The sequence below is a fragment of the Enterococcus sp. HMSC061C05 genome, from assembly GCF_001814765.1.
Lineage (GTDB): Bacteria > Bacillota > Bacilli > Lactobacillales > Enterococcaceae > Enterococcus_B > Enterococcus_B lactis.
Genome location: NZ_KV817714.1, coordinates 1 through 223 on the forward strand (window position 1 = coordinate 1; position 223 = coordinate 223).

At 34.5% G+C, this 223-nt stretch carries 1 pseudogene; it reads left to right on the forward strand.

Features of this window, described 5'->3' with window-relative positions:
* A pseudogene (locus HMPREF2988_RS13815) lies at positions 1-223 on the forward strand (hypothetical protein); the annotation flags it as partial.

Genomic DNA, 223 nt, shown 5'->3' on the forward strand with positions numbered 1-223 from the left:
ATGTTATCAATAGAAAGTAAGAAAAGTAAGCGGGTATCGGTGGTTCTGTTAGTCTTCTGTATGATTTTGCTCAGCAGTCATTTGTATATTCGTCATGAAGTGATAGGGTTTCTAATCGTCCAGTATTCATGTTGGATTTTAAGTGGTATCAGTCTAGCTTTTACAAGAAGAATGGATTCCATAAAAGTAAAATGGCTAGTGATTGCTCTTCATTTTCTTTTGA